The organism is Gilliamella sp. Bif1-4, from assembly GCF_001690535.1.
GTDB lineage: Bacteria > Pseudomonadota > Gammaproteobacteria > Enterobacterales > Orbaceae > Gilliamella > Gilliamella bombi.
Genome location: NZ_LZHC01000010.1, coordinates 217,736 through 230,338 on the forward strand (window position 1 = coordinate 217,736; position 12,603 = coordinate 230,338).

Sequence of the window (12,603 nt, forward strand, 5' to 3'; positions counted from 1 at the left end):
TTATTAGTAATAATAAGTTATCTAATTGGTTTAACTCCATAGGAGTCAATTGTGAAAGACTTATTAAAGTTTCTAAAAGCACAAACAAAAACTGAAGACTTTGATGCTATCAAGATAGGCCTTGCTTCTCCTGATATGATTCGCTCATGGTCTTTTGGTGAAGTCAAAAAACCTGAAACAATCAATTATCGTACGTTCAAACCTGAACGTGATGGATTGTTTTGTGCACGTATCTTCGGACCAGTAAAAGATTATGAATGTTTATGTGGAAAATATAAACGTCTAAAACACCGTGGTGTTATTTGTGAAAAATGTGGAGTTGAAGTAACTCAAGCTAAAGTACGTCGTGAACGTATGGGGCACATTGAACTTGCATCTCCAACTGCTCATATCTGGTTTTTAAAATCATTACCTTCTCGCATCGGCTTATTACTTGATATGCCACTTCGCGATATTGAGCGAGTGCTTTATTTTGAGTCATTTATGGTTCTTGATGGTGGCATGACTAATTTAGAGCGAGGTCAGATTTTAACTGAAGAGCAATATCTTGACGCGTTAGAAGAGTTTGGTGATGAGTTTGATGCTCGTATGGGTGCTGAAGCTATCCAAGAATTATTGCGTAATATTGATGTGCAAGCAGAATGTGAAGTACTACGCGATGAGCTAGCAACTACTAATTCTGAAACTAAGCGGAAAAAACTAACTAAACGTATTAAGATTATTGAAGCATTTATTCAATCAGAAAACAAACCTGAATGGATGATCTTAAACGTATTACCTGTGTTGCCACCAGATTTACGTCCATTGGTTCCACTAGATGGTGGGCGTTTTGCAACATCAGATCTAAATGATCTTTACCGTAGGGTTATTAACCGTAATAACCGTTTAAAGCGTTTATTGGATTTAGCAGCACCAGATATTATTGTACGTAATGAAAAACGTATGTTACAAGAATCTGTTGACGCATTATTAGATAATGGTCGCCGAGGTCGTGCGATTACAGGTTCTAACAAACGCCCATTAAAATCACTTGCCGATATGATCAAAGGTAAGCAAGGTCGTTTCCGTCAAAACTTGTTAGGTAAACGTGTTGACTATTCGGGTCGATCTGTAATTACTGTAGGTCCTTATTTGCATTTGCATCAGTGTGGTTTACCGAAGAAAATGGCACTTGAATTATTCAAACCATTTATTTACGGGAAATTAGAACGTCGTGGTTATGCAACAACAATTAAAGCTGCGAAGAAAATGGTTGAGCGTGAAGATGCAATTGTTTGGGATATCTTAGATGAAGTTATTCGTGAACATCCAGTATTACTAAACCGTGCTCCAACGCTACATAGACTAGGTATTCAGGCGTTTGAACCTATCCTAATTGAAGGTAAAGCGATTCAATTACACCCACTAGTTTGTGCGGCATTTAATGCTGACTTTGATGGTGACCAAATGGCGGTTCACGTTCCATTAACGTTAGAAGCACAGTTAGAAGCACGTGCGTTAATGATGTCAACCAACAATATTCTTTCACCGGCAAGTGGAGAGCCTATTATCGTTCCTTCTCAGGACGTGGTTTTAGGCCTTTACTATATGACTCGTGATAAAGTTAATGCCAAAGGTGAAGGCATGGTATTAACTGGTCCTAAAGAAGCTGAAAAACTATACCGTTTAGGCCTAGTTGAATTGCATGCTAAGGTTAAAGTTCGTATTACTGAAAGTCAACGAAATAGTGTAGGTGAATGGGAAGATACTACCTCGATTGTTGATACAACTGTCGGTCGTGCAATTTTATGGTTAATTATGCCAAAAGGAATGAACTTTTCTGTTATTAATCAGCCTCTTGGTAAAAAAGCGATCTCTAAGATTTTAAATATTTGTTATCGCCAATTAGGTATGAAAGATACGGTAATTTTAGCCGACCAAATTATGTACACTGGATTTGCTTATGCAGCACGTTCAGGGGTATCTGTTGGTATTGATGATATGGAGATTCCAGCTAAGAAATCACAAATCATCAATGAAGCTGAAATTGAAGTTGCTGAAATTCAAGAGCAATTCCAATCAGGCTTAGTAACTGCTGGTGAACGTTATAATAAAGTTATCGATATTTGGGCAGCCGCTAATGAACGTGTTGCTAAAGCCATGATGGATAACTTATCAACTGAAAAAGTCATTAACCGTGAAGGTGAGGAAGAAGTTCAATCTTCTTTCAATAGTATTTACATGATGGCCGACTCAGGTGCACGTGGTTCTGCTGCACAGATTCGTCAGCTTGCTGGTATGCGTGGTTTGATGGCAAAACCAGATGGTTCGATTATCGAAACACCTATCACAGCGAACTTCCGTGAAGGATTAAACGTACTTCAGTACTTTATTTCTACTCATGGTGCGCGTAAAGGTCTTGCCGATACCGCATTAAAAACAGCAAACTCAGGTTATTTAACTCGACGTTTAGTTGACGTTGCACAAGATCTAGTGGTAATCGAAGACGACTGTGGCACCTTAGAAGGTGTGGTCATGACCCCAGTTATTGAAGGTGGTGATGTTAAAGAACCACTTCGTGAGCGTGTATTAGGTCGAGTCACAGCTGAAGATGTATTAAAACCTGGTAGTGCAGATATCTTAATTCCACGTAATACTTTACTTGATGAAAGTAAATGTGACTTACTTGAAGCTGAATCGGTAGATAGCGTTAAAGTACGTTCAGTCGTTTCGTGTGATACTGATTTTGGTGTTTGTGCAAAATGTTATGGACGAGATTTGGCTCGAGGTCACTTGGTTAATAAAGGTGAAGCCATCGGTGTTATTGCTGCGCAATCAATTGGTGAACCAGGTACTCAGTTAACCATGCGTACGTTCCATATTGGTGGTGCGGCATCGCGAGCGGCTGCTGAATCGAGTGTACAAGTTAAAAACAAAGGTAGTATTAAATTAACTAATGCTAAATTTGTAACTAACCCAGATAAGAAATTGGTTATTACTTCGCGTAATGCTGAATTAACCATTATTGATGAATTAGGTCGAATGAAAGAAACCTATAAAGTTCCTTACGGTTCGATTTTAAGTAAAGGTAATGGTATAGCAGTTGATGCGGGTGAAACTGTTGCTAACTGGGATCCGCATACAATGCCAGTTATTTCTGAAGCAAAAGGTTTTGTTCGTTTTGTTGATATGGTTGATGGGCAAACTATTACTCGCCAAACTGACGAATTAACTGGTTTATCATCTATTGTGATATTAGACGTAGCCGAACGTACTGGTGTGGGTAAAGATTTACGTCCAGCAATTAAAATTGTTGATGCTAAAGGCAAAGATATCTATCTTGCTGGTACAGAAATGCTTGCACAATACTTTTTACCAGGTAAAGCGCTAGTACAGTTAGAGGATGGTGCAGAAATCAATATTGGTGACACACTTGCTCGTATTCCGCAAGCATCTGTTGGTACCAAAGATATCACCGGTGGTTTACCTCGCGTTGCTGACCTGTTTGAAGCACGTAAACCAAAAGAGCCTGCTATTTTAGCTGAAATTGATGGTATCATTTCATTTGGTAAAGAAACAAAAGGTAAACGTCGTTTAATTATCACTCCGTTAGATGGTAGTGAACCATATGAAGAAATGATTCCAAAATGGCGTCAACTTAACGTGTTTGAAGGCGAACAAGTTGGTCGTGGAGATGTAATTTCTGATGGACCTGAATCGGCTCATGACATTTTACGTCTACGTGGTGTTAATGCTGTAACACGCTATATTGTAAACGAGGTTCAAGAAGTTTATCGCCTACAAGGTGTGAAAATTAACGATAAACACATTGAAGTTATTGTGCGCCAAATGTTACGAAAAGCAACAGTTATCCATCCTGGTGGCTCTCGCTTGCTTGAAGGCGAACAACTTGAAGTTTCACGCTTGAAGATTATCAACCGTGAACTTGAGGCTCAAGGTAAAGAACCAATTGTTTATTTACACGATCTACTTGGTATTACCAAAGCATCATTAACGACTGAATCGTTTATTTCTGCAGCTTCGTTCCAAGAAACGACTCGCGTCTTAACTGAGGCAGCGGTAGCTGGTAAAAATGACGAATTACGTGGCTTAAAAGAAAACGTAATTGTTGGTCGATTAATTCCAGCCGGTACAGGTTATGCTTACCATAAGGAACGTTTACGTAAACGAGCAATGCCATCAACTGATGAGATTCAAACAACAATTTCAGCAGAAGAAGCTACAGCTAATTTAGCTGAGTTACTAAATTCGGCTGAAGAGAATCAATAGTCTCATTAGATTTGATTTATAAATAGCACGCACAGCGTGCTATTTTTTTATATGATAAATAAAGTTATAAATATAAAAAAGTATAGTGAACATTGTAACGAATCATTTTTACCTTTCAAAAAGGAAAATAGAAAAAAACAAATTGCTGTTTTCTTCATTATTAATAGAGTTGACGTCTAAAGTAGATTTTAAAGTCTAGGTTAACTTTATACAGTTTAATCACTACTTCCATAACACAAATAACAAAGCATACAAAGAACGATTCTCAATAATAAAAAATTAAATAAAATCAATGCTCTACCTGAAAGCTTTCAGGAAATAAAACTAATTTTTTAATCTTTTCCTATTTTTGACAATGGTTGAATATTATCTCAATGTATAAATGACAGTATTATCTTATCTAATTAATCAAATTATAAAAATTGTATTTTTTATGTATTTATGATGATTAAATTTTATGATCTATCTCACAAAATTGAACATGGCTTTAATCAATAAATGTTGTATCAAGAGTAACAATTCTTGCTTATTGCTGTAGTTAGCAAACTTTATAACAAATTTCCTCTTGCAGACGGAAAAATTCTCTATCCACATTAAGCCTTGATTGATTTACGCTTATTCAATCCAATTCAAAAAACAATAAGAGATATGTATTAGCTATGAATCCAATAAAATTTCGAATGATCGAAGATAATCTAGAACCAGAGTTAGTTACTGAACAAACCATTACGATCATCAATAGTTGGTTAGCACAGCATCAAATCATACAAAATGATGTTCAAAAAGCGATGTTGTTTTCACATGTAAAAGCTATGGTTGAAAGGGCCAAAACATTAGAAACATTACCTAAAATCGACCCTACATTATTTGAGGAACTTTCAGAAGAATCTTTAGCGTTGGCACGCAAAACAGTAAAGTTATTTGATAATTTACCGATAGAAGAAGCATATTTATTGGCAGTTCATTATGAAGTTGCTAAAGCAAATTAAAAGATTACTAGACAAGTAAAAAACAATAATTAATAGGAGAAATATTATGACAGAAATAGTCATTGTTATCGGCGATAGAATGGGAAAAGGGCAAAAAATTGCGGAGGGAATTAATTCAGTAGAAGGTTGTCGTGCAATTGTCATTCCAGGTATGGCTGCAGATATGAAATTAGGTGACGTAATGAATAAAGAAAATGCCGATTTGGGCCTTTCATTTTGTGGTAGTGGCGGAGCTGGTGCTATTACTGCACAAAATAAATATGGCTATTCACAACGCCATGGTATGCGATCAATTGAAGAAGGTGAAACAGCTATCAATGACGGCTGTAAAGTTCTTGGTTTTGGTTTTATGGACACGGAAGAATTAGGACAACGTGTAGCAAAAGCATTTCTAAAAAAATATCCACGTTCATAAACGGTAAATAAGAATGAAAAAAACAGAACAGATACTTGTTAGAGTAAAAGGTCATGGTGATTCTAAGCAGCGAGCTTTTGCTATAGCTTTAAGTCAGGTTCAGAAAGAAGTACTCAAAAACACTAATAATATTATGTTGCGAATAGAACCAATTGACATTCAAGTTGTATCAGCAATAGAAAAGATAACAACAGAACGTTTTTTGTTTATCTTTTTACCAAGGAAAAAGACATTTTATGAAATCACGCTTGATGTATCTGTTAACTTAATTTTTATTGATTTAAATGATATTAAATGTACATCAAAATAACATAACGTAAAAGGGAAGTTATGGAAATTTTAATTATTGCATTCAAGTCTATTATTATCGGTGGACTTTGTGGTTTTGGGGTTGGTGCGGGAGCTGCTCGAATGTTTCATGCACCAACTTATCAAGGGATGGGAGCGTTTCGGACATTAGGTGAACTTAATTCTTGTGAAGGTGATCCTGCAGCGCACTTTTCATTTGGTTTAGGGTTCTTTTTTAATGCGTGGGCTTCATCGGTTGCTGCTGGTTCTTTTACTCAAGACGTCGATCATCGCATCATCCCTAACTGGGGTGGAGCTTTATTGATGATAAAAAATCGTAATCTTGAAGAAACCTTACATGATCCTAAAAAAATGGCTTTTGCTTGTACATTTATTGGGATGATTGTGGTGTTATTTTTAAATACAACCACCTCAGTTATTCCTGATTCGCTAAAAATTACTGCAACGAAGGTTCTTGTTCCTGCCGCTAACTTGCTAGTTGCAACTGTTATGCCCGTTATTTTCTGGTTAGCCGCTCTAGATGCAGGGCGTCGTAGTGGATTTTGGGGAACGTTATTTGGTGGACTTGCACAGTTAATTATGGGCAATGCAGTACCTGGGTTGGTGTTAGGTATATTGATTGGCAAAGGTGTAGATGATAGTGGCTGGAACCGTGTGATGAAAATCATGTTAGTTGCTGTCATTATTTTATTTGTTATGAGTGGATATTTCCGTGGTTTTGATTTGAAGATGATTAACTCGTTTAGAGATGGTTTATCTTATTGGTTTAAATAATATAGGGACACATTATGAATACACAAACAATGATCAATAAAAGTTTTTGGTATGCCGATTGGTCTTTCCCTATCATTTGTGGGCTATTATCTGCCGGTATTTTTGCTGGAACGCATACATTCTATGTGTACGGTATTGGTGCATTTAATGAAATTGCATTTGTTGCTATGCTTAAATCAGGAATGACCACTGGCGATTATGGCGCTGTCGCGGCTTTTGGTGCTAGTTTTTTATTTGCTCGTGTTATTGAAGGTTCATTGGTCGGCATTTTAGATATCGGAGGTGCATTGCAAACAGGTATTGGGCTTGGTGTACCTGCGTTACTGCTAGCTGGCGGCTATACTTTACCTGTTGAAAATTTTTTTGTAGCGTTAGCAACCGGATTGATATTAGGTGCGCTTATAGGCTTAATTATTATTCTTATCCGTAAATTCACCGTCAATAGTAGTGGTGGTTCAACTTTTGGTGCTGATGTCATGATGGGGGCAGGTAATGCATCAGGACGATTTCTTGCTCCTATGATTATTTTATCTGCGATGGTTGCTTCAATTCCTATTGGTACCGGTTCATTGTTGGGGGCGCTACTTTTTTATGTATGGAAAAAACCAATCACAGGTGGAGCTATTTTAGGTGCTATGATTTTTGGTGGTATATTCCCAATTTTATAATATTAGTTATTCCCCTCTGTAATTTATTAAATTGCAAAGAGGGGATTCGGAATAGAATATGTATGATTTAATTATAAAAAATGCCAAACAAATTGATGAATCAGTAACAGATATTGCTATTCATCATGGAAAGATCGTTGCGATTGCTAGTTCTATTATAGACCAATCTGAGCGTGTCTTAGATCTACAAAATAAGCACTATGTCAGTGCTGGATGGATTGATTCACACACCCATTGTTTTGCTCGTTCACCTATTTATCATGATGATCCTGATTTGATAGGCGTGAAAGCTGGTGTCACCGCTGTTGTTGATGCTGGTAGCATTGGAGCTATCGATGCAGATGAGTTTTATCAATTAGCTCAGCAAGCAAGTACACATGTTTACTCTTTTTTAAATATTTCTAAAATTGGGTTATTAAGGCAAAGTGAACTCGCCGATATACAAGATATTGATGTGCCCTTATTTGATGAGGCATTAGCTAAGTATCCCGATTTTATTATTGGGATCAAAGTGCGAATGAGCCGTAGTGTAGTAGGTAAAAATGGCATTTTCCCCTTAGTTAAAGCTAAAGAAATGCAAAAAAAAAGTGGCTTACCTTTAATGATCCATGTTGGTAATAATCCTCCAGAACTTGATGAAATTGCTGATTTGTTAACAAAAGGTGACATTATTACACATTGTTTTAATGGTAAACCCAATCAAATCTTTGATAAACAAAATAAACTGCGTGGTTCAATTAAACGAGCAATTGAACGTGGTGTGATATTGGATGTCGGTCATGGTGGTGAAAGTTTTAGTTTTTCAGTAGCAGAACGTGCTAAATGCTTAGATATTTATCCTAATACTATTAGCTCTGATATTTATTCTAAAAATCGTTTACAGGGACCAGTTTTTAGCTTGGCTAATGTGATGACAAAGTTTATCTGTCTTGGTTATAGTCGAAAAAGAATCATTGATAGTGTGACGAAAAATGTGGCACAAGTTTTGCAGCTTAAAAATAAAGGTATTTTATCGGTTGGTTATGATGCAGATTTGACTATTTTTGATATTAGACAGCAAACAGTTTCATTATTAGATTCAGAAGGTGAAGTTAGACAAAGTGATGAGCAATTTGTTCCTCTAGCCTCTATTGTTGCTGATGAGAAAAACCATTTGATACGAATTGAAATAACAGAAGAAGGTAGTAAAAATGAGCTCAGAATCTCAAACTGAAAAAGATGTTTACAGTAAATATAACCTAAAAAAGGTAATTAATGCATCAGGACGAATGACAATTTTAGGTGTTTCAACGCCAAGGCCTGAAGTGGTCGATACTGTATCTCATGGGCTAAATGAATATTTCGAAATTAAAGATTTGGTTGATAAAACCGGTCAATATATTGCTAAATTGCTTAATGTTGAAAATGCGGTGGTAGTATCATGTGCTTCTGCTGGTATTGCCCAAGCTGTTGCTGGATTAATTATCAAAGATGATCGCGATTTATTATTTAATTTGCATTCATCTGACAAATATGTCCCCCGTGAAATCATTGTTCCTAAAGGTCATAATGTTAATTTTGGTGCACCAATTGGCACAATGGTTTCTTTAGGTGGTGGGGTTATTGTTGAAGCTGGTTATGCCAACGAGTGTAAGCCTGAACATATTGAATCACTAATTAATCCAGATACTGTCGCAATTTTATATATTAAGTCACATCATTGTGTCCAAAAAAGCATGTTGTCGGTTGCACAAACTGTAGCAATTGCAAAAAAACATAATATCCCATTGATTGTTGATGCAGCGGCGGAAGAAGATTTACAAACTTATTATCAGCAAGGCGCAGATTTGGTCGTTTATAGTGGTGCTAAAGCAATTGAAGGGCCAACTAGTGGTTTGGTTATTGGTCGTCATCAGGCGGTGGAATGGTTAAAACTACAATCACAAGGTATTGGCCGACCAATGAAAGTAGGAAAAGAAGGTATTTTAGGATTAACAAAAGCTATTGAACTTTATATTACTGATAAAAAGACTGAAACAGGACAGCAAATGGTGACTAAAATGACACCATTTATTGAAAGCCTAAATACACTTGATGGAGTATCTGCCAGAGTCGTTTGGGATGGTGCAGGACGTGATATTGCGCGTGCAGAAATAACGTTTGATGCAAGTGTAATAGGTAAATCTGCAATTGAGATAGTTGACCTGATGAAAAAAGGCGAAATTGCGGTGTATTTCAGAGAATATAAAGCCAATGAAGGTAAAGTTGATGCCGATGTGCGTAGTGTAACATCAGCCCAACTCGATATTATTTACAACAAAATCAAAAATATTATTCAAGGAGCAAAATAATGCAACTGACTCCAAATTATTATAACGATCGTGTTTGTTTAAATGTTTTAGCAAATTCAATCGATAATGCAAAAGAGATTTATGAAGCGGCACAAAATCATGTAGTTGTTGGTATCTTATCTAAAAACTATTCAGATAATGATTCGGCGATTGCGGATATGCAAAAATACGCAGCAGCTATCGATAATGCCATTTCTGTGGGGCTTGGTGCAGGTGATCCAAATCAGTCAATTATGGTGTCTGAAATTTCAGCGGTACTTCAACCACAGCATATTAACCAAGTTTTCACTGGTGTTGCAACTAGCAGAGCATTATTAGGGCAAAAACAAACTGTTATTAATGGTTTAGTTTCGCCGACAGGTAAAGTTGGTTTAGTTAATATTGCAACTGGACCTTTAAGCTCAAATTCCCCAGCAGGAGTTATTCCAGTGGAAACGGCTATCGCTTTATTGAAAGATATGGGCGGCAGTTCAATAAAATATTTTCCCATGGGTGGACTAAAACATAAAGATGAATTTGAGTATGTGGCTAAGTGTTGCGCTGAGTACGATTTCTATCTTGAACCGACAGGTGGAATTGATCTAGATAATTATGAAGCAATTTTAAAAATTGCCTTAGATGCAGGTGTAAAAAAAATTATTCCACACATCTATAGTTCTATTATTGATAAAGCGACAGGAGCAACGCGAACCAATGATGTCAAACAACTTTTAGCTATCACACAAAAACTAGTAGGATAAATGATGTCATCTAAAGTGCTTTTCTCTTATCAGCGATTAGCGTATTTATTTGATACTATAAAAAAGGAGACACTACCTCAGCAAGAGTTAGCTAATCGCTTTTCAGTATCTACTCGCACAATTCGTACTGATATTTCAGCACTTAACGATGTTCTACGTAGTTATGGTGCTCAGGTTGATTATACTAAAAATGTAGGATATCAACTTGTAGTAACCGATCCTGTCAGTTATGCTCAATTGCCTATCACTCAAGCAATTGAGCAAGTTCCAAGAACTAGTAAAGAAAGGATTTCGGCTTTATTGATTGCTTTTTTAACACAGTCTAATTCTGTGAAATTGGATGATATCGCTGATGAGTGGTTTTTAAGTCGCAGTACTTTACAAAATGATGTTATCGAGGTTAAACAATATTTAGATAAGTACAATTTATCTCTTGAAAATCGCCCTTATTATGGGATGTACTTAGTTGGCGAGGAGTCATCAATTCGAGCGTGTTTAACTGATATATTGTGGCAACGTCATATGGCAGAAGATACTATAAACGTAAACAGGCTTCGTCAGACGATATTAAATGATATTGATTTAGATTATCTTGAAAAGATTTTACAAAACCAACTTGAACGTTTTGAACTAAAGTTAAATGCTGAAGGACTGGGATATTTGCTTTACAGTTGCGCAGTATCTATCACTCGTATTACTCAAGGTTATGAGTTGCTTGAATATCAAGTTGATCAAATTAATACAACAGTTATTAGTGCTGCACGTGAAATTTCAGAAGAGTTTTCATATTTTTTAGGCAGTGTACTTTGTGATGCGGAATTTAATTACCTGTGTGTACAAATTATTTCTCGAACAATAACAGAATCCCCAAATCAAGCAAAAAGTTTGGCGTTAGTTGAGCATATATTATCTTATATTAATGATACATATCACTATAATTTATGGGATGATACTAAATTACGCCAAGATATGCTGATTCATACGTCATCAATGTTATCTAGGATAAAATATCAAATCAGAACAACCAATCCTCTATTGCATGAAATTAAACAATATTACCCATTTGCTTATGATATTACGCTTTCTGCATTAACTAATACAGAAAAGTATACAGAATTTAAAATGACAGAGGATGAAATCAGTTATTTAGCCATACATATTGGTGTAGCATTGGAGCGAAATTATAGTGCAGGGCATGAAAGATTTGCACAAATTCTATTAGTTAGTGAGCTCAGTAACTCAACTTTGCGTATGGTTGAATCAAAAATTAAAAGAGATTTTCCGCATATCCAAATTAATCGTACACTTTCCTATCGAGAGTATGAGCAATTAACACAGATAGAAGAGGATTTTGTTGTATCAACTGTTTGTTTAACTGAAAAAGACAAACAAATTGTCAAAATAGCACCATTTCCGACAGCTTATCAGCTTGAACAATTAGGGCGATTGGCAATGGTTGATCGAAAAATGCCTTATATTATTGAACGTTTTTTTGATGAAAAGTTTTTTATTATTATTGATAAACCAGTGACACAAAAAGAGATTTTTAAAAGTATTTGTGTAAGGCTTGAACAATCAGGATATGTTGGTAGTGATTTTTATCCATCAGTTGTTGAGCGTGAAAAAATAGTCTCTACATTATTAGGTGAAAATATTGCTATTCCTCATTCAGTTGGATTGTTGGCAAGAAAAACTGTAGTTACGACTATTTTAGCACCACAAGGTATTGTTTGGGATAAAAATGAAGTTGCACATGTTATTTTTTTATTAGCAATTAGCAAAGATGAATATGAAGATGCTATGCGAATATATAATTTGTTTGTAAACTTTGTCAAAGAAAAGTCTACCAAACGTTTATTAGATAGCAGAACTTTTGATGATTTTCGAGCGATTATGAAAGATAGTTTGTGCCGATTATCATAATAAATGAAAAGACCAAAATAACTACTTTTATACTGAAATATGGGTGTTTCCTGAAAGAACTTTACAAGAAAAAAATTATCATTAACAAAATGAATATTAAAGTAATAATCAACAACTAAAACAAATTATATTGTGTGATCCCATTGACGAAACCTTGATTTAAAGGTAATATGCGCGCCTTATGGC

At 35.8% G+C, this 12,603-nt stretch carries 10 protein-coding genes; all 10 read left to right on the plus strand.

Annotated features, from left to right (window positions below):
* Positions 1 to 51 precede the first annotated feature (51 nt).
* The 10 genes from rpoC to A9G25_RS01605 all read left to right on the plus strand — a co-directional run bounded on the left by rpoC (position 52) and on the right by A9G25_RS01605 (position 12,417).
* On the plus strand, positions 52 to 4,269 hold the full coding sequence (gene rpoC / locus A9G25_RS01560) for a DNA-directed RNA polymerase subunit beta' (protein ID WP_065625443.1): 4,218 nt from the start codon (positions 52 to 54) through the stop codon (positions 4,267 to 4,269).
* A 659-nt stretch (positions 4,270 to 4,928) separates the two neighbouring features.
* Complete coding sequence (locus A9G25_RS01565) at positions 4,929 to 5,258, plus strand: PRD domain-containing protein (RefSeq protein ID WP_065625444.1); 330 nt, start codon at positions 4,929 to 4,931, stop codon at positions 5,256 to 5,258.
* 46 nt (positions 5,259 to 5,304) lie between these two features.
* Complete coding sequence (locus tag A9G25_RS01570) at positions 5,305 to 5,673, plus strand: SFCGS family glycine-rich protein (protein WP_065561376.1); 369 nt, start codon at positions 5,305 to 5,307, stop codon at positions 5,671 to 5,673.
* A 13-nt stretch (positions 5,674 to 5,686) separates the two neighbouring features.
* Entirely contained in the window at positions 5,687 to 5,983 is a 297-nt protein-coding gene (locus A9G25_RS01575) for a DUF4312 family protein (protein ID WP_065575124.1), read from the plus strand.
* A gap of 20 nt (positions 5,984 to 6,003) precedes the next feature.
* A complete protein-coding gene (locus A9G25_RS01580) occupies positions 6,004 to 6,756 on the plus strand; it encodes a DUF4311 domain-containing protein (protein WP_065625445.1) in 753 nt (250 codons plus the stop codon).
* A gap of 29 nt (positions 6,757 to 6,785) precedes the next feature.
* Entirely contained in the window at positions 6,786 to 7,424 is a 639-nt protein-coding gene (locus A9G25_RS01585) for a DUF4310 family protein (protein WP_065625491.1), read from the plus strand.
* A gap of 58 nt (positions 7,425 to 7,482) precedes the next feature.
* A complete protein-coding gene (locus tag A9G25_RS01590) occupies positions 7,483 to 8,637 on the plus strand; it encodes an amidohydrolase/deacetylase family metallohydrolase (RefSeq protein WP_065625446.1) in 1,155 nt (384 codons plus the stop codon).
* Positions 8,615 to 9,754: a DgaE family pyridoxal phosphate-dependent ammonia lyase gene (locus tag A9G25_RS01595; RefSeq protein WP_065561379.1), complete on the plus strand. Its 1,140-nt coding sequence runs from the start codon at positions 8,615 to 8,617 to the stop codon at positions 9,752 to 9,754. The genes A9G25_RS01590 and A9G25_RS01595 overlap by 23 nt, the downstream gene beginning before the upstream one ends.
* Positions 9,754 to 10,494, plus strand: a complete 741-nt coding sequence (gene dagF / locus A9G25_RS01600) for a 2-dehydro-3-deoxy-phosphogluconate aldolase (protein WP_034910444.1) — start codon at positions 9,754 to 9,756, stop codon at positions 10,492 to 10,494. The genes A9G25_RS01595 and dagF overlap by 1 nt, the downstream gene beginning before the upstream one ends.
* Before the next feature lie 3 nt (positions 10,495 to 10,497).
* Positions 10,498 to 12,417, plus strand: a complete 1,920-nt coding sequence (locus tag A9G25_RS01605) for a BglG family transcription antiterminator (RefSeq protein WP_065625447.1) — start codon at positions 10,498 to 10,500, stop codon at positions 12,415 to 12,417.
* The last annotated feature ends 186 nt before the right edge of the window (positions 12,418 to 12,603 follow it).